Origin of the sequence: Aquisalimonas sp., assembly GCF_007120195.1 — a bacterium.
Taxonomy (GTDB): Bacteria; Pseudomonadota; Gammaproteobacteria; order Nitrococcales; family Aquisalimonadaceae; genus Aquisalimonas.
Window position 1 is genome coordinate 1 of the sequence record NZ_SKOG01000189.1, and the last position, 17,501, is coordinate 17,501.

Consider the following 17,501-nt stretch of genomic DNA (forward strand, 5'->3'; position numbering starts at 1 on the left):
AACCGGCTCGCGGGCACACGCCTCCAGGGCGGCGGCCATCTCGGCTTCGCTGAAATCCCCCATGGCGTCAGCTCCGTGGCATCTTATTCCACCAAGCGTCCAGATGGGCGCCCACGGCGGCGAACGTATCCCGCGCACCGTCAACCACGCCCTCGGGGTCATGCTGTAGCTCACGGGCGCTCATCAGGGCCCTGAATGCCGCCCACTGTCCGTGCGTATAGGCATGGAAGTAGCGCACACCCTGCACGGCATCGAGGCCAAGGGCCCTGCACACGCGTGGCGCGATGATCCGCCCGCCCTGCGTCGCGCCTTCCAGGACGTACAATGTGCCAAGCACGTGGTCAAGCGTTTCGAGGCGGGGCGACGCAAGCGCACGGGCTGGGCATGCATCCTCGAGGATGTCACTGGCGTTGAGATCCAGCAGGTCCTGGCGTAACTCCCCGGTGCGCGGCAGATACCGATAGCCCCCCTCCTCCCCCGTGATGAGCGGCAGCATAAGCCGACACAGCCTTGGCTCCAGGGTGCGGAAAAAACCAAAGAACGCGCCGAGCACCCGGACATAGGCGGCGCGATCGAGCCGTGCGCTTGTCAAGGGCGCCAGCAAGGCATGTTGCTCCACTCGATGGTGGACATCCCGGGTGGCCTGCCGCAGGAGAGGCAGCAGGTGGGTGGGTCCGTCCTGGTCACGCGCTGACCCCCTGCGGGCACAATACGCTCGAGCGCGAGGCAGGCCCCCGCGGTTGTCAACGTCCTGAGCCCTCATTGCGTCCCGTCGCAAACGCTTGTCTGCCGAATGCCGATTTGCGGTCATCTCTGAATTGGTCATTGTAGGGCTTGGGCCATCGACCCGTCAGCGCCGCAGCCGTAGCGTATTGCGCCAGGCAATAGCTGGAGCGGCGTGGACGCCACCGCGGCTGTATTGGGGCTATGGTTCAACGGATTGGCCGTCCGTTCCGTTGCCACAGACTGCCTCCCGGGCGAAACACGGCGGGTTGGCGATCAATGCGGATATCTCCTCGGCGGGGCGAGCGGCACTGAATAGGAATCCTTGACCCCATCGGCACCCGAGCGCCGTAAGCTGCTTGCGCTGATCAGCGGTCTCGACACCCTCCGCCAGCGACTCCATCGACAAGTGGTGCGCAAGGTCGATAATTGCCTTGATGATGGGTGGCCCCGTGGCGTGAGCACCCAGTCGCTCGACGAAGAGCTTATCGATCTTGAGCGTGTCCAACGGTATGGACTGCAAACGAGCGAAGGACGAGTAACCACGCCCGAAATCGTCCAGCGCCAAGTGAAAGCCGCTGTCCTTGAGCGTCCAGATGGCCTCTTCCATCTGCTGCTGCTCGTGCATCAGCATTTCCTCGGTGAGCTCGAGGCAGAACCAGACCGGATCGGCGCCTTCAGCCAGAACGATGTCGCGCAGGCGCAGCGCAGCGTCCCGCCCCTGGAGCTGGCTGGCGGAGAGGTTCACTGACACGCGCAGGCTGGCCCCCTGCTGCCGCCAGGACACCACCTGTCGGGCCGCCGTCTTGAGCACCCATTCGCCGAGGGGGCCAATCAGCCTGAGATCCTCGGCCACCGGAATGAACTCTTCCGGCGAGATGGCGCGGCCATTGGCATCAGTCCAGCGCAACAGTGCCTCGACTCCGACGATACGGCCCGTGTCCATTTCCCAGATTGGCTGGTAATGGAGCTGGAACTCCTCACACTCTAGCGCATTGTGTAGCCGCAGCTCCAGGGACAACCGCTGCTGCCGGTCTTCCACCATATTCGGGGAATAGAAAACCAGCGCCGTGCCTGAGTGCTTGGCCCGGTGCATGGCCATTTCCGCCTGATCAATGACGGTCGCCGCGGTCGTGCCGAAATACGGCAACAGGCTGACTCCGATGCTTGTACCCAGCCGGTAGCGATGGCCTTTGATGACAAACGGCCGTTTGAGCGTCTCGTTGATTCTCGAGGCCAAGGCCGCCGCCACGCCGCTCAGACGTTGCACATCATCCTCACCAGCTTTTTGTGTCTCGCGCGGGTTATCGCCAAGGACCACAATGAACTCATCGCCACCCTGCCGGGCCACCAGATCACCCGGCCGAAGTACGTGCTGGAGCCTCCGCGCCACGCGCCGCAGCACCTGATCACCGGCGTCGTGGCCCAGGGCTTCATTTACGAGCTTGAAGCCATTGAGGTCGATAAACAGCACTGCGGCCTTGTGTTCATCCGGATGGATATGAATCATTTGCTCAAGGCGTTGCAACGCCGAGCGCCGGTTCGGGAGGCCGGTCAGTGCATCGCTATATGCCAGGCTGCGGATTTCCACGTCCTGGCGCTGTCGCTCGCCCTCCATGCGCAACCTATCGACTGCGAATGCCAGATGCGTCGCGAAGCGCTCCAGTAACTGCCGGTCCTCGCTGCTGAACACGCCCGCTTGCGTGGAGTAGACAACCAGCACACCGGTCTCGCCGTGCTGGGGCTGGATCGGCAATGCGATCAGCGCCCCCAGCCCCCAGGCCTTCAACAAAGACCGGCAGGGAGCAACCCGCGGGTCGCTGGCGATGTCCGCCACCATCTGCGTCTCGCCGGTGACGAGCGCTCGAGCCCCCGGGCCCTGGGTCTCCGGGCTGTCGGTCCACGTCACCTTGAGGGCATCCGTGGCGCCCGCCGCAGATCCCGCGACAGCGCGTATGGCAAGGCGTTGGGAGTCAGGGGCATTCGGGTCGGTCATACCGATCCACGCCAGCGCATAGCCCTTGAACTGGGTGATGATCTGGCACACCGCCTCCAGCAGGCCCTCTTCCGTTGTCTCACGCAACATCACGTCCTGGGCCAGGCTGTATTCGCGGTACTGAAGCAAGGAAAGCTGCCGCAGACGCAACAGATTGTGCACGCGGGCGTTCAACTCTGCGATGGTGGTGGGAAGGCGCAACACATCCTCGGCCGTCTCGCCGAGGGCGCGAGTGACCAGCGCCGTTGCGAAGCGGTCCTGCTCTGCCAGCAGGAGCACCGGGAGCACCACCGGCGCAGCGTTGGCGCGCAGCTGTTCGATCGACGTTCGCAGGCGGTTCAGGCTCAGCGGATCGACGATGAGCAGCTCGGTATCGCGCCCGCTGGCGCCATCTGGGCCGAAGGGCTCCAAGACATAGCCTTGTACACCGAGGGTGCGGGACAATAGCTCCCGGTTCGCGGCACTGCTGAGGGCGAACCCCACACGCAAGCCGCCTGTGCGTCCTGTGGCCTGAGATGAGGACGCCACTTAGCCTGCCACTCCCGCTGCGCTCTCGGGGACACGCCGCTGGATACGGCGCAACCCCCTGGGCCCGTGGGTAAATCCTTGGCGGTGCTTCGTGGGCGCCAGAAAATGCAGCCCCAGGGTCTTCTTGCCCGTCCCCGGTCCGCCAGCGAGGGGGCACGCCCGCCCCGTTAGGAAACCGCCGTGGAGTAGGTGGTCCGCGCCGGGGACACCCGTGCTGATTCGGGGCGACTGCCCGTGGTTGTCCTTATCCAAGATCGATCTTCCCTGTACGTGGATGGCAGCATGTCTCCGTCGGCGATCTTGACAAAGCTCATCGATCCACTGAGCCGGTGCCAACGGAACACGAACACGCACGGCGTATTAAGTCATGGTCTCGCCAGTGAAAACGTGAACTGCGGCGCAAGTTCTGCTCACATTCCTTGGGGTATCGAAAAAGTGCCGAGAAAGGCGCTCCAGGGAATGCTGGTTTGTTCAGGGGCGCTGTGGAAGCGAGGATCAGCCAATCGGGCGAGACCCCGCGGCAGCGTAAGAGCTGCCTGCCGCGATGATGGAGGCTGAATTCGATCGAAGGCGCCTTCGCGATCGTTGTGGCCTGGGCCGAATGAGGGCCGCAAACGCTGAGGCCTGGCACGCCGTGGTGCAAGGCTAGTCAGCGCCTGGGTGCTTCCCGTAGCGCAACACCTGGATCTTCTCCAGGGTAATCAGGCCGCTCTCCATGATGGTATTGAGCTCGGGCAGGAAGCCCCGGACCTTGGCCTCCGTGTCAACAATCTCGATGATCAGGGGCAAGTCCTCGGACAGGCGAAGGATTTTCGTCGTATGCAGGCGGCTCGACTGACCGAAGCCCATGGGACCTCGGATGACGGTCGCGCCAGCCAAGTGGAGTTCGCGTGCCTTGAGGACGATCGTTTCGTAGAGCGGTTTACCTGCGTACTTGTCGTCTTCGCCGATGAATATGCGCAGCAACATGGCGTCTTCGGGAAGTTGCATTGTCACCCCCACGTTAGTTGGTTAAGCCGGCGTGCCAGCATATGCCCGCACCAGACCGCCAGCAGGCAGGTTAACGCAGTCAGGGCCAAATTGAGGCCACCCAGCCACGGGCTGCGCTCGATCAGCGCAAGACTTTCCAGGCTCAGAATTGAGAAGGTGGTATAGCCACCGCAGAAGCCGGTCATGACAAATTGGCGGATATGCGTGGGCAGCATAAGGCGGCCATCGGGCTCGGTGAGCGTGGCAAAGAAGCCGATCAGGAGCGAGCCGGTGATGTTGACAAACAGGGTGTCCCAGGGGAAGGAGAGAGTCCCCAGGAGCTCGAACAGGTCGCGTGCCACAAAGCGTACGCCTCCGCCGAGCGCGCTGCCAACTGCCACCCAGGCCCAGATTCTCATGGCGAGCTGGCAGCTAAACCGAGGGCCTGCATAGCCAGGCCGAATCCGAGCCACACACCAAGCATGCACAGCCCCAAAGAGGCAAGCACGTTGATCGCCGCCGGCAGCCATTGCGCGTCACGTGCCAGGGCCAGCGTTTGCAGTGCGAATGACGACACCGTGGTATAGCTGCCGCAAACGCCGACGATCAGCAACAACTGCGCCTGCGGCGCGGCGCTCAGGGCCGCCGAGTCGGTGGCCAGGGCCGCGAGAATGCCGATCAGCACCGCACCGGAGACATTGGCGACGAGGGTGCCCCACGGAAACCGTTCGCCCAGCCACCGATTGACAACGCCGGAGACCCAATAGCGAGCTGCGCCGCCCACCGCACTGCCCAGGAGGACCGCGAGCAGGTCAACGAGATACTGGCTCATTGGATTCGTCACTATGTGCCCGTCGCGATCGCGAGCTCCCGTTGCAGCCTGGAGCTCCCGTCGGCGGGCATGTGATGGCCGGGCGAGTTGATGCGCTGGCCATCACACAGGGCATTGCTCAGCCGGAGACGGCTGATTTAAAAGCCTTGGCCGGCTGGAACTTGGGCGTCTTCGCGGCCGGAATCTGGATTGACTGACCCGTGCGCGGATTACGGCCCTGGCGTGCTGCTCGTTCGGTGAGTAGGAATTTGCCAAGCCCGGGGAGCGTCGCCTTTGTGCCTTCCTGGACGTGGTAGGTCACGGTGTCGGCAAGCGCTTGTAACACATCATGGACTTGCTTTTTCGTCACACCGTCCACGCGCTCAGTGATGCTGTCAATGAGCTCGGCCTTCTTTAGTTCTTTGGTCATCGGATCCCCTGGAGTGATGGGTGGGTGGGGCTTCCGTTTTACCAGTCCATGAGCCGCGCAGCCAGGGTGGCCTGCTCAGATTGTGACGGATCTCTCATTGACCCGTTCAGCTTTCTCGTGCATCCCCATCGTCTACGACCGGCGTGTCTGCGTCAGGGCGGAGCACACAGGTGTCTGGCCTCAGCCGGCACGGTGGACTCGAGCCGGACGCTCGGGCGAGCGCCGCGATCGTCAACTACTATTTTCCAGGTAAAACTATTGGCCTTCAGGGGGTGGCAGTCACTTCTGTGCGTTCGGACCGGGAATACCGGCGTCAGTCGTCGGTGCCGCGTTCCCGCGAGTCACCCGCCAGCCTTGATGCGGAGTCGTTGGCAGGCTCGATTGACCTGCCGGAAACCTCCTTCTGGTATCCATGCGAGGCATGACCATGGAAGCGCTCGTCGGATTTCTCAACACCATCTTCTGGAACTACATCCTCATCTATGGCCTGTTGGGGGTCGGAGTATTCTTCACCATCCGTCTCGGTTTCATCCAGTTTCGCCATTTCGGAGAGCTGTTCCGGGTCATCGTTGGTTCCCGAAAGACGGATGCAGCCGGTATTTCACCGTTCCAGGCGCTCATGGTCAGCCTCGCCTCCCGGGTGGGTACGGGCAACCTGGCCGGTGTCGCTGTTGCCCTCTACCTGGGCGGCGCGGGGGCCATCTTCTGGATGTGGCTCGTTGCCCTGGTCGGCATGGCAACCGCCTACGCCGAGAGCTCGCTCGGTCAGCTCTACAAGACCACCAACGAGGACGGCGAGTACCGGGGCGGCCCCGCGTTCTACATCGCCCGGGGCCTGAAGGCTAATTGGGCCGCCGCCCTCTTCTCCGTCGCCCTGATTCTGTCGTTTGGGCTGGTGTTCAACGCCGTCCAGGCGAACTCCATTGCCGGAGCAGTCGAAGGCGCGTTCGGCATTCCCCAAGTCGTCACCGGTATTACGATTGCCGTCATCGCCGGTGTCGTGATCTTCGGCGGGATTCGCCAGATTGCCCGCGTCGCCGGGTTCCTGGTTCCGATCATGGCCATCGCCTACGTCCTGCTGGCCTGTATTGTCCTGGTGATGAACATCACCGAAGTGCCCGGGATGCTGGTGCTGATCATCAAGAGCGCCTTCGGCTTCGAGGAAGCCGCGGGTGGGGTCGCCGGTGGCCTGATGGCGGCCATGCTCAATGGCGTCAAGCGCGGCCTGTTCTCCAACGAAGCGGGCATGGGCTCGGTACCGAATATTGCCGCCTGCGCCACCCCGCGGCCGCATCACCCGTCGTCGCAGGGCTTCGTTCAGGCGCTCGGTGTCTTTATCGACACGATCGTTATCTGCACCGCGACCGCGCTGATTATTCTGCTCTCGGGCGCCTTTGAGCCCGGTTCCGGACTGACGGGCATCGAGCTGACGCAGGCGGCGCTGGAGGAGCATATCGGTGCGGCCGGCGGGTATTTCATCGCCATTGCCATCTTCTTCTTTGCGTTCACGTCGATCATCGGCAACTACTCCTACGCCGAGAACGCCCTCACCTATCTCGGCCTTGCCGGCAGGACCGGGGTCACAATCTTGCGCAGCATCCTGTTGCTGATGGTGGTCTGGGGTTCGGTGCAGACCGTCGAGACTGTTTTCAATACGGCCGACGCCTCTATGGGGCTGATGGCCACCATTAACCTGATTGCCATCGTGCTGTTGTCCGGCACCGTCGTGAAACTGACCCGCGATTACTTCACCCAGAAGGCCGCGGGAACGGAACCGAGGTTTGATGGCGCGGACTATCCCGAGCTTGCCGACAAGATCGAGACCTCGATCTGGAAGCGCCTGGACGCGTAAAAAAGGGCACTGGGCGTTTGGCATACGCGTTGAAAGCTCAGGTATGTGACGGAGTTTTGGTTTTCAGTCTTTGTGAAGCGGGTACGATCTTGTGATCAACGATGCGGCAGGATGCATGGTGGCATTCGTGCAGTACACGGTGGCGGGCGCTTCTTTCCTTGGCTTAGGGTTGGCGTTCTGATCATCGCGGCGATTGGGCCGCCGGCTTGCGCGATCAGGACGCCGCCCCAGTCCAATGCTTGGGAACCATGGCGGATGGGACTATGCCGGACCAGCAACCCCCCCCCCTCGACCCGCAACGACTGCTGGTACTCCGGGCGTTGCTCGTATTCACGGTTTTCGGCTGCCTGTTTTTCGCTGTCCTGAACCTCACTCGCGGCGTCTACCCGCTCGCCGCCATAGAGCTCGTCATCGCCGGCTTTTCGGCCTGGCTCTACTACTGGATCGAGCGCACGCCCGTTGCCCAGCGCTGGCTGATGATCTATCTGGTGCTATTTTTCGGCACAATGATGGTCGCGATCGGTACGCCCAGCGGGACAGCGACCATCTTTGTCTGGGTGTTCCTGATTCCGCTCATTGCTCACCTGCTGCTCGGGCGCGTGCGCGGTCTGGCGGTGTCGGTGGTGTTTCTGGCCCTGGCGGCGACCCTCTACTTCTATCGCATGCACGGCCACAGTGAACTGATGGAGGTGATCGCGATCGCCAACGTGGTCATCTGCGCGTTCGTCATCACGGGCTTGTCTTACGCCTATGAAGCGGGGCGGGAGCAAACCGAGCGCCGCCTCCAGGAGTTGGCCTCCACCGACGCGTTGACCGGGTTGCCGAACCGCGGGGCGCTGGAGCCGATCCTCCGGCACAAACAGGGGGAAGCCGCGCGAGATGCCTCGGAGTTTGCCGTTCTGTCGATTGATCTCGACTACTTTAAGGCGGTCAACGATGAATACGGTCATCAAGTTGGCGATCGCACCCTGGTGGTGTTCGCGGAGATCCTCAGACAGCGGCTTCGAGCCAGTGATGTACCGTGTCGCTGGGGCGGTGAGGAATTTCAGGTACTGCTCAGTGGTACTGGGCGCGCGGGAGCGATGCACATTGCCGAAGACATCCGCAATGCCCTCGCCGCGACTGAGATCACGGCCGAAGACCACTGTTTTCGCATGACCATCAGCGTCGGCGTTGCCGTCTACCCCAAGGATGCCAGCGATACGTCGAAGTTGCTAGACGTTGCGGATCGACGGCTTTATCAGGCAAAGACACAAGGCCGCAACCGGGTGGTCGGCGGCAGCGCTGATGGCCGGCCTAACAGCGACCGGATCGGTGACAGCGCCGTTGTCGATCTGCAGCGCCTGCGCGGATAATCGGCGCAGAGCCTGACCACTGCCGCTCGTGCCGCGAAATGGGAACGATGGCGCAGCACGAGGGCCTTGCGCCCTTACACTCAATGACTACAGTGCGATCCCATCTGGTCCAGCAGGGGGCGACCATGGCCGAGTTCAATCAGCCGCTTAGCGGTAATGACATCCCCCGATTTGGTGGTATCGCCACCATGATGCGGTTACCGGTTCGGGAATCCGCAGTGGGTCTGGATGCAGCCTTTATCGGCGTTCCCATGGATTCCGGGACCTCGAACCGTCCCGGTGCCCGGCTCGGACCGCGGCAGATTCGGGACGAATCGCGCATGCTGCGGCCCTATAACATGGCCACGCGCGCCGCGCCCTTTGATAGCCTGCAGGTGGCGGATATTGGTGACGTCCCCGTCAATCCCTTCAATCTCCACAAAAGCGTCGACATTATCCACGACTGTTACCGCGACGTGCTCTCCCGAAACTGCACGCCGCTGACTCTCGGCGGCGACCATACACTCCTGTTGCCGGTGCTGCGGGCCATGCGTGAGCGGCATGGCCCGGTGGGCCTGATTCACGTGGACGCGCACGCCGACATCAACGACCTGATGTTCGGCGAGAAGATCGCCCATGGCACCCCATTGCGCCGCGCGGTGGAAGAGGATCTACTGGACTGCCGCCGGGTCGTTCAGATCGGGCTTCGCGGCACCGGCTATGCGGCTGACGATTTCGATTGGCCGCGTCAACAAGGCTTTCGCGTGGTCCCCGCGGAAGACTGCTGGCACCGCTCCCTGAAGCCGCTCATGGAGCAGGTCCGCGAGCAGCTCCAGGGCGGCCCGGTGTATGTCAGTTTCGACATCGACAGCCTCGACCCGGCCTTCGCTCCCGGCACGGGCACGGCGGAGATCGCCGGGCTCACTGCGCCGCAGGCGCTTGAGATTATCCGCGGTGCCCACGGGCTCGACATCGTCGGCGGCGATCTGGTCGAGGTGGCGCCGCCGTACGACCCATCCGGGAACACGGCCCTGCTCGGGGCCAATCTGCTCTTCGAGCTGCTGTGCGTGTTGCCGGGCGTCAAGCGTCGCAGCTGAGCCTCGCCCTGTCCTTCACTGGGTTAGTCGTCCAGCTCCAGTGGCGCGATGGCGTCGAATACGTCGCCAGGGCCGGGGTTGTCGGGGTGGGTCTCGCCGCCGAGGTGCCGCATGACCCCCCAGACCGCATTCAGCGCCGTGGTCACCGCGCCCTCGGCCCAGCCCGCCGTCCAGGAGACATCGTCTCCGCACAGGAACACCCCCTGGTATCCCGGCGGCAGGCGATCCTGCATGAAATGCGTGAACAGCCGGTGCTGGTAGCGGTAATGGCCCGGCAGGTTGGCCTTGAACGCCCCCATGAAGTACGGCTCGAGCTCCCAGGAGACGGTGATCGGGTCCGTGATGATGTGCCGGCGGAGGTTCACGCCGGGGTAGATCTCTCCCAGCGACTCGAGCATGACATCCATGCGCTGACTTGCCGAAAGCGGCAGCCACTTGAGCGCGTCATCATTCCACGTGTATGAAAGGCAGATGACCCCCGGGCGGTCATCGCCCTCCCCCAGCAAATAGGTGGAGCGGGTCATGCGATCCGTGAGCGTTGTGCTCATGGCGTCGCGGCCGGTGCGGGGGTCCTTGTCTTGCCAAAACGGGCGGTCCACCGCCACGAAGGTCTTGGATGACTGCGTGTAGTGCGTGCGCTCGATGGCAGTCCAGTGGTCGGCGGGGAACAGCGCCTCGTCGCAGCGGATCTGGCTGAGCAGCATCCAGACCTGGGCGCTCATCACCATGGCTGGGTAGGTCCGTATGGCACCGCTCTGGTCGACCAGGGTGATGTTCCCGGGGTGGGTGCGGTAAATCTCCCTGACGCCAGGCCGCGGCGGACCCTCGTGCAACAAGGCCAGCGAGGTTCCTGCCGGCCAGTGCGCCATTTCGTCCCGCGACGGGGCCAGCTGCCAGAGCGTCTCAGGCAGCTGCTGGACGCCGCCGATGACGGCCCGGTGATTGTCATCGGCAGAGGTATAGGCGACGCGCAGGATCTCCAGCATGCTGTTGGGGAAATCGGTATCCCAACCGCCGGTACCGAACCCGACCTGACCGAAAATCTCGCGGTCGCGAAAGCTCGCGAACTCAGTGGAATGCGCCAGAAACTGGTAGAACGTACAGTCGTCCAGCCGTTTGACCTGCGGGTTCCAGATGGCCTTGATCGCGGCCACATCGCGCTGGCGGATGGCTTCTTGCATGGCCGCGAACGCGGCCCGATTCTCCAGCAGATCGTCCCAGGCCTTGAGCACCTTGCGATAGATCGGCGGCAGGTCTTCCTCGCCCTCGGCGTACACGGGGCGGCTTTTCAGGTCAATGACGGTGCTGTTGGACGCCGGCGTCAGCGGGTTGGGAAACGGCCTGGTACGCAGCCCGCACCGGTCGAAGTAATGAAACAGCGTGGTGGATGACTCGGGAAAACGCATCGCCCCCAGCTCCGCGACCAGGCCAGCGTGGCCGGCAAATCGTTCGCTGCGCATACGCCCGCCCAGTCGATCGGCTTCGTAGACCACGGGCCTGAGCCCCAGCTTCATGAGTTCGAAAGCAGTTACCAGCCCGGCACACCCCGCCCCGATGACGGCGACTTCGCGACCGTGCTGGTCCGGTGGAACGCGCCCGATCCCGGCGGGGTGTCGAACATGGTTATCGTAGGCGAAGGGAAAATCAGGGCCGAACATGGAGATGCCATCGGGCCCGATATCGCGCCGGGTCGCGGTGGCAGTGCGCGTTGCTGACATCCGAATCCTCCACAATCGGTGCCGTGCGAAGGGCGCGGCGACGCGTCCGGGATTCACTCCTCCCTGCCGAGAGCGGTATACAGTCCGGGGCGCCGGTCCCGCAAGTAGTCGACCGTCTCACGCTCGTGCGCGATGACGTTCGGGTCAACCTCGGCGCTGATCAGTGCCGGTTGCGCTTGCGCGCGCGCGAGGTCCTCGCCGTTGGGGCCAATGATACAGCTCTCGCCGGCATACCGAAGGCCGTGCTCCTCGCCACAATGATTGGCGTAGGCCAAGTACACCTGGTTTTCCTGGGCACGGGCCGGCGCGATGCGGCGGGCAACAGCCCTCGCCGATGCCGTCAGGGCGGTGGGCACAGCCAACAGGTCCACGCCTGTTAGCGCCAGCGCGCGCGCTGGTTCGACAAACTCGATGTCGTAACAGATCAGCACACCCACACGCAGGCCGCACAGCTCGATCACCAGCCACGCATCACCGGCGGCGAAGACGGAGCGCTCCACGGGCCCGTACAGGTGGGTCTTGCGATAATTCCCAAGCCGGCGGCCCCGGCCGTCGACGACCATGGCCGCATTATAGATGCGCCCATCACAGCGCTCGGGGTAACCGCAAATCAAGGCCACACCGCTCGCCGCGGCAATCCGTTGCAGGCGCTCGCCGATGGCGCCATGCACCGGTTCGGCCAGGGCGTGAAACTGCTGCCCGAGGTTGTAGCCCGTGGCGTAGAGTTCCGGGAACACGAGCAGATCGATGCCCGCACTGTGCGCGCGCCGGGCTTGCTCCTGCACGGCGGCGAGGTTGCCCGCCACATCCCCCATGCCTCCCCTGCCCTGATGCACCCCCACCGTGCATGCCATACGGGAGATCTCCTTGTGTCTTGACACCGCACGGGCGCCGACTAACGTTCGATAAAGAGAACGGGTTCACATGACAATGTCAATAACGTGCACTCGTCACTGCGCCCCGCGACAGATCGACCGCCGGCGGAGCTTTAAAAAGAATGGCCTCACAGCTGAGACGTCCCGTGATAGCTGATGACTGCAGTGCAAATGGGCGGCTGAGAAGTGGCCGGAATCCGCCGGAGGGCGGGAGGACCTTGGAGGGGAGGTAACCGATCATGACGCATAGAGCACGTAACACCCGATCATCCAGTCTCGTACGGGCCGCGAGCGCCGCGAGCGCGGCACTTCTGCTGTCCATGCCGGTGATGGCAGGTCCACCGCAGCATGCGGGGCCGCCACAGCACGCCGGGCCACCACTGACGGGGAGCGGAACGGGGTGGATCACAAGTGTGGAGGTCGACGTGCTTCGCGAGACGGGTGGCAACTCGCACCAGGCGCGCACGCTCACCGGGGTCGTCGAAGGGACCCTCACGGGAACATTCGTGCAGGAGGTCACCGGCACCGTTAAACGCAATGGCGACGTGACCTTCGGCGGGGTCATGGAATTCACCGGCACCGTCGACGGCTGCGGTAACGGCATGCAATTCATCTTGCTGGGGCTCTCGGGCAAGGGCGTGGGCGGAGAGGCGCCGGTGACCGAGGCCACTGTGCGGGTGCTCCGGCAGCCGGCCAATACGCTCCATGCCACCGGCCACGGCATCGTCAACCAGGAGGGCCCGTTCCTGACCTACGAGCTTGAGTACAAGTGCCGTTGATGCCAACGGGGCCGCGACTGCGGTGTGACCGCGGTCGCGGCCTGAGCTCGGAGGGCAGGCTATGGAAATCGCGATTGTCGGCATCGGCTGCCGGTTCCCCGGCGGGGCCGATTCGCCGAGTGCATTCTGGAAGCTGTTGTGTGACGGCGTAGACGCCGTCACCGAGCTGCCCGCGGCTCGGTTCGATCTGAACGAGCTCTTCGATGCCGACCCGGCTGCCCCGGGGAAGATCTACACGCGCTGGGGCGGCTTGCTCGACCAGATCGACGCCTTTGATGCCGATTTCTTCGGCATCGCGCCGCGCGAGGCCCGGCGCATGGACCCGCAGCAGCGCCTGCTGCTCGAGGTGGTGTGGGAGGCGCTGGAGGAAGGCGGTCAGGCGGCGGATCAGCTAACGGGCACGAACACCGGCGTGTTCGTCGGCATCTCAACACACGACTACGTCGATGTCCAGGTGCTGCCCCACAACCGGCATCGGATCGATGCCCATGTGAACGCCGGAACCGCGGCGTGTATCGCCGCCAACCGCGTCTCCTACCTGCTGGATCTGCACGGGCCGAGCTTTACCGTCGATACTGCCTGCTCGTCGTCGCTTACCGCGGTGCACCTCGCCTGCCGCAGCCTGGTCGCCCGAGAGTGCGACCTCGCCATCGCCGGCGGCGTTGGCGTGCTTCTGGCACCGGAAGTGACCATGGGTTTCTGCAAGGCCTCCATGCTCTCGCCAAATGGCCGTTGCCGCGCCTTTGATGCCGGTGCCGACGGCTACGTGCGCAGCGAGGGCGCGGGGGCGATCATTCTCAAACCCCTGGCGCAAGCGCGCTCGCATGGGGACCCGATCCATGCCGTCATCCGTGGCAGCGCCATCAATCAGGATGGCCGCACCACCGGGCTTAGCCTCCCGAGCGCGGCCGCCCAAGCGCAGATGCTGCGGCAGGCGGTGCGCGATGCGGGCGTGGCGCCGGCGCAGATCCAGTACGTCGAAGCGCACGGTACCGGCACGCCCGTCGGCGACCCGGTGGAGGCAGAGGCCATTGGCCGGGTGCTCTCGCAGGGTCGGGCTGATCATGCACATTGCCTGCTCGGTTCGGTCAAGACGAACCTCGGGCATCTCGAGGCCGCAGCAGGCATGGCGGGCCTGATCAAGGCGGCGCTCGCGGTGGAGCACCGGCAGATCCCGCCGAACCTGCATTTCTCCGAGCCCAACCCGGCGATCCCGTTCGATGAGCTCGCGCTGCGCGTCCCGACGCAGCTGGAGCCATGGCCAGCGACGCACGGGCGCGCCCGGGCCGGCGTGAACTCGTTTGGCTTCGGCGGCGCCAACGCCCATGTGGTGCTGGAGGAGCCGCCCGCACCCACCGAGGCGCCCCGCATTGTGGAGGACCAGCGTGCGCACGTACTGACCGTCTCCGCGCATGGCCCCGAAGCGCTACGGGAGCTCGCGCGTCGCTATCGCGCGCACTTGGACGCGGCGAGCGAGGTCTCTCTGCACGACCTCTGCTACTCCGCCGCCGTGCGACGCAGCCACCATGCCGAGCGGCTGGCGCTGGTGGCCCATTCACGGGAGGAGGTCATCGACTCCCTGGGCGCATTCCTGGACGGGGACACGCGCACTGCATTCACTGTTGGGCACGCGCTAAAGGGCGACGCCCCCCAAGTGGCGTTCGTCTTCCCCGGCATGGGCCCGCAGTGGTGGGGTATGGGCCGGCAGCTCCTGGAGGCGGAGCCGGTCTTCCGGGCCACCCTCGAAGAGGTGGATACGCTGCTGCAGCCGCTTGCCGGCTGGTCCCTGTTTGCCGAGCTATCCAGGGACGAGGAGAGCTCACGCGTGGGTGAAGCCGAAATCGCCCACGTGGCGAACTTCGCGGTGCAATTTGCGCTTGCAGCGCTATGGCGTTCCTGGGGGATCGTTCCGGATGCCGTGGTGGGCCACAGCTCCGGCGAGATGGCGGCCGCCTGTGTCTCAGGGGCGCTGACGCTCCCGGACGCGGTGATGCTGGCCTTCCACCGCGGCCGGCTGCAGCAGCGAACCACCGGCACGGGTCGCATGCTCGCCGCGGCGATCTCGCCCGAGGACGCCGGGCGCGTCATTATGGGCCATGAGCACACCGTCTCCCTGGCGGCGGTCAACGCACCGGGGTCGGTCACCCTGTCCGGAACGGAGGAGGTACTGGAGCGCATCGCCGAAACGCTCACCGCGCAGCAGCGATTCGCCCGCTTTCTACCCGTGCAGGTTCCCTACCACGGACCGCAGATGGAGGCCATCCGGAACGAGTTTCTCGGCGAGCTCCACGCGCTTCGACCCAAGCCCGCTGACATTCCGCTCGTCTCTGCCGCCACGGGTGAATGGATCGACGGCGAGAACCTGGACGCCGCCTACTGGTGGCGCAGCGTGCGCCACCCTGTCCTGTTCGCGGCCGCCACCGAGCGGCTCGTTGAGGCGGATTGCGAGCTATTCGTCGAGGTCGGCCCCCATCCGGTGCTGGCCTCGGCCATCTCGGAGTGCATCGCCGAGCGCGGCGCAGCGGCCACAGTGCTGCCCAGCCTGCGGCGCGAGGAGGACGAGCGGCGCGTCATGCTGCAGACGCTGGCGAGTCTGCACGTGCGCGGGCGCTCGGTGGACTGGACGGGCCTGTATCCCACGGGTGCCTGTGTGGCGCTGCCGCCGTATCCGTGGCAGCGTGAGCGTCACTGGTACGACTCGGGTGAGGAGCCGACGCCGCGGCCGGCCCGGCTTGCTGGCGTCGACAGCGGCCATCCGTTGCTCGGCCGCCGCCTGCCATCGGCGCAGCCCACCTGGGAGGTGAGCCTGGACGCCCGGGAGAGCGGATACCTGGATGCGCATGTGGTCCACGGGACCGTACTCTTTCCCGGAGCCGGGTACCTGGAGATGGCGGTTGCGGCCGGGCGGGAACTCTGGGGCGAGGTGCCGGTTCGCCTCGAGGACGTGCAGTTCCGCAAGCTGCTCTTCCTCAACCAGTCGGGCCCGGACGTGGTGCAGCTCCACTACCAACCCCGCGACTCAGGCGTGGAGATTCACGGCAACTCCACCGACGACAGCACTGCCTGGAGCCTGCATACCAGCGCCAGGCTGGCCCCGCAGGCGACGACCGAGGCCGCCCCTCCGGATTTGCAGGCGCTGCGCGAGCGGTGCGTGACTCCGTTCCAGGTGGAGGAGCACTACGGGTTCCTGGAGCAGCGCAGCTACCGCTTCGGCGAGGCGTTTCGCACGCTCCAGGAGATCCGGCTCGGCCCGGACGGCGCACTCGCCCGCATCGCCTTCCCCCCGGGCGTGGATCTGCCTGTGGAGCACTACCGCATTCACCCGGCCCTGCTCGACGGCACCATCCAGCTCTTCGGCGTCCTTGGCACCCGCGCCGCGGCCGAGACCCAGACCGACGCCGCTTTCTTCCCGGTCTCCATCCGGCGCCTCACGTTCCACCACTCCCCCGGGGCGCATTTCTGGGCCCATGTCGTGATCCGGCATGGCAATGAGGCGCGCGTTGATGACATGGAAGGCGATGCCTGGCTGATTGACGACAGCGGCGCGGTTGCCGTGTCCCTGGAGGGGCTGCGCTTGAGGGTTCTTGAGGAAGATCAGCCCTCCGGGGAGACCGGGACCGATGACTGGCTCTACGAGTTGCGCTGGGAAGAGATACCCCTCAGGGACGCGGGCACGGGCCGCGCCCCCCGGTTGCGCCCGGCTGCGGACATCGGCGCTGCGGTGGCAGCAAACAGCGCCCCTCCCGAGGACACGCAGGATGTGGCCCGCTACCTGGACACGGTGGAGCCGTGGGTCGATCGCGTAACCCGGGGATTCACCCTCGGCGCACTGGACACCATGGGCTGGGTTCCGGAGCGAGACCTGGGCCTGCCGGCCGACACCGTCGCGGATTCCCTTGGCGTCGTGCCTCGCCACCGGCGCCTGTTCGCCGCGCTCCTGGCGCTGCTCCGGGACCCGGAGCGTGAAGGACGTGACACAGTGCAGGCTGTACCGCGCGATCACGCAACATTGCACGGTCTGCTGGACGAGCTCATCACCGCCGCGCCACAGTATGGCGCCGAGGCAGAGCTGCTTCGCCGCGGCGGCGGCCACCTGACCGCGATTCTCCGCGGCGAGATGGACGCCCGGGAGGTCCTGCTCACCGAGCAATCACTGGAGCTGCTCGCCCGCTTTTACACGACCAGTCCGCCCTGCCGGACCTACCACCAGCTGCTCGCCGAGGCGGTTGCTGTTGCCGTTGAGCGCACGGACGATGCGGCACCGTTGCGCATCCTCGAGATCGGGGCCGGCACGGGTGCGGCCACGGCGTCGATTCTCCCGCTGCTGCCCGCCTCGACCGAGTACACCTTCACGGACGTCTCCCCCCACTTTCTGGAGGAGGCGCGCAC

At 65.0% G+C, this 17,501-nt stretch carries 14 protein-coding genes; 5 read left to right on the top strand and 9 right to left on the bottom strand.

Going from position 1 to position 17,501, the window contains the following annotated elements:
- Positions 1 to 67: 67 nt before the first annotated feature.
- The 7 genes from QZT63_RS13615 to QZT63_RS13645 form a co-directional block, all read right to left on the bottom strand.
- A complete protein-coding gene (locus tag QZT63_RS13615) occupies positions 68 to 826 on the bottom strand; it encodes a biliverdin-producing heme oxygenase (protein WP_366637065.1) in 759 nt (252 codons plus the stop codon).
- Positions 827 to 925: 99 nt separating this feature from the next.
- Complete coding sequence (locus QZT63_RS13620; RefSeq protein WP_290652050.1) at positions 926 to 3,202, bottom strand: bifunctional diguanylate cyclase/phosphodiesterase; 2,277 nt, start codon at positions 3,200 to 3,202, stop codon at positions 926 to 928.
- A gap of 45 nt (positions 3,203 to 3,247) precedes the next feature.
- Positions 3,248 to 3,601 (bottom strand): ATPase domain-containing protein, encoded by a 354-nt coding sequence (locus tag QZT63_RS13625; RefSeq protein WP_290652038.1) that lies wholly within the window; start codon positions 3,599 to 3,601, stop codon positions 3,248 to 3,250.
- Positions 3,602 to 3,892: 291 nt separating this feature from the next.
- A complete protein-coding gene (locus tag QZT63_RS13630; RefSeq protein WP_290652039.1) occupies positions 3,893 to 4,237 on the bottom strand; it encodes a DUF190 domain-containing protein in 345 nt (114 codons plus the stop codon).
- Positions 4,238 to 4,239: 2 nt separating this feature from the next.
- A complete protein-coding gene (locus tag QZT63_RS13635; RefSeq protein ID WP_290652040.1) occupies positions 4,240 to 4,635 on the bottom strand; it encodes a CrcB family protein in 396 nt (131 codons plus the stop codon).
- Positions 4,632 to 5,048, bottom strand: a complete 417-nt coding sequence (gene crcB / locus QZT63_RS13640; RefSeq protein WP_290652041.1) for a fluoride efflux transporter CrcB — start codon at positions 5,046 to 5,048, stop codon at positions 4,632 to 4,634. The genes QZT63_RS13635 and crcB overlap by 4 nt, the downstream gene beginning before the upstream one ends.
- 118 nt (positions 5,049 to 5,166) lie before the next feature.
- Positions 5,167 to 5,457 (bottom strand): HU family DNA-binding protein, encoded by a 291-nt coding sequence (locus QZT63_RS13645; protein WP_290652042.1) that lies wholly within the window; start codon positions 5,455 to 5,457, stop codon positions 5,167 to 5,169.
- A gap of 427 nt (positions 5,458 to 5,884) precedes the next feature.
- Here QZT63_RS13645 and QZT63_RS13650 point away from each other — a divergent pair, with 427 nt between their 5' ends.
- From QZT63_RS13650 to speB, 3 genes are all read left to right on the top strand, one after another.
- On the top strand, positions 5,885 to 7,309 hold the full coding sequence (locus tag QZT63_RS13650) for a sodium:alanine symporter family protein (protein ID WP_290652043.1): 1,425 nt from the start codon (positions 5,885 to 5,887) through the stop codon (positions 7,307 to 7,309).
- Between the two features lie 263 nt (positions 7,310 to 7,572).
- Positions 7,573 to 8,664, top strand: coding sequence for a GGDEF domain-containing protein (locus QZT63_RS13655; protein WP_290652044.1), 1,092 nt, complete (start codon positions 7,573 to 7,575; stop codon positions 8,662 to 8,664).
- A gap of 125 nt (positions 8,665 to 8,789) precedes the next feature.
- A complete protein-coding gene (gene speB, locus QZT63_RS13660; protein ID WP_290652045.1) occupies positions 8,790 to 9,740 on the top strand; it encodes an agmatinase in 951 nt (316 codons plus the stop codon).
- A 23-nt stretch (positions 9,741 to 9,763) separates the two neighbouring features.
- Here the strand turns inward: speB and QZT63_RS13665 are convergent, their stop codons facing one another.
- Entirely contained in the window at positions 9,764 to 11,458 is a 1,695-nt protein-coding gene (locus QZT63_RS13665; RefSeq protein ID WP_290652046.1) for an NAD(P)/FAD-dependent oxidoreductase, read from the bottom strand.
- A gap of 53 nt (positions 11,459 to 11,511) precedes the next feature.
- Complete coding sequence (locus tag QZT63_RS13670) at positions 11,512 to 12,312, bottom strand: carbon-nitrogen hydrolase family protein (protein WP_290652047.1); 801 nt, start codon at positions 12,310 to 12,312, stop codon at positions 11,512 to 11,514.
- A 260-nt stretch (positions 12,313 to 12,572) separates the two neighbouring features.
- On the opposite strand from QZT63_RS13670, the gene QZT63_RS13675 reads away from it, so the two are divergent.
- Both QZT63_RS13675 and QZT63_RS13680 read left to right on the top strand, forming a co-directional pair.
- The gene (locus QZT63_RS13675) at positions 12,573 to 13,112 is read left to right on the top strand and encodes a hypothetical protein (protein WP_290652048.1); all 540 of its coding nucleotides are present in this window, start codon (positions 12,573 to 12,575) and stop codon (positions 13,110 to 13,112) included.
- 61 nt (positions 13,113 to 13,173) lie between these two features.
- Positions 13,174 to 17,501, top strand: a 4,328-nt coding sequence (locus QZT63_RS13680) for a beta-ketoacyl synthase N-terminal-like domain-containing protein (protein WP_290652049.1), incomplete at its 3' end; no start/stop codon positions are given.